Annotated in this window: 1 pseudogene; it reads right to left on the bottom strand. The window is 50.7% G+C overall.

The annotated features are described in order from the left end of the window. Positions 1 to 577, bottom strand: a pseudogene (locus IE082_RS11130) (transposase); the annotation flags it as partial. Positions 578 to 655 lie beyond the last annotated feature (78 nt).

Raw genomic sequence — 655 nt, 5'->3', positions numbered from 1 at the left:
GCACGCCGACGTTTGGGACGTTTGCTGCGCAGATTAAGCCCCTCGGCTTTGTACAGCCGATAAAGACGCTTGTGATTAACTCGCCAGCCCGCCCGGCGTATTAGAACATAAATGCGCCAGAAACCGAACCGCACTCGACTGTGTGCAATGTTCAACCTTTGCGCTCTTATAGGGGCATCGGTCGGATTCGGTGGTCGTGGTTTGCGATGCCATGTCGTCGTGTGCAGCAAACACAGCCGACAGGCTCGACGTATGGAAATGCGGTACTGCTCAATCAGATGGCCAGCCAAGGGTTTGCGCTGGGCTGGCCTCACAGCTTTTTTTTGATGACGTCTTGCAGCATCACTTTATCCAAAGACAAGTCGGCCACCATTTGCTTGAGCTTCTTATTCTCCTGCTCAAGCTGCTTCAATCGTCGAAGTTCAGATACCCCAACACCCGCATACTTTTTACGCCAATTGTAAAACGTGGCCTGGCTAATGCCAATTTGCCGGCAGACCTCTTCTACCGAATGTCCCATGTCCGCTTGATGCAGCGCAAAGGCAATTTGTTCTTCCGTAAACTTGCTGGTCTTCATGAGCTTCTCCTCTTCGTTTGGCTCAGTTTAACCGCTTTTTTCTAATTATCCCTGATACACTTTTTTGGGAGGACGTCA

Origin of the sequence: Formosimonas limnophila, from assembly GCF_014652675.1 — a bacterium.
Classification (GTDB): Bacteria; Pseudomonadota; Gammaproteobacteria; order Burkholderiales; family Burkholderiaceae; genus Hydromonas; species Hydromonas limnophila.
The sequence above is the reverse complement of the archived record's forward strand: the minus strand, read 5'-3'. Positions and strand labels throughout refer to the sequence as shown.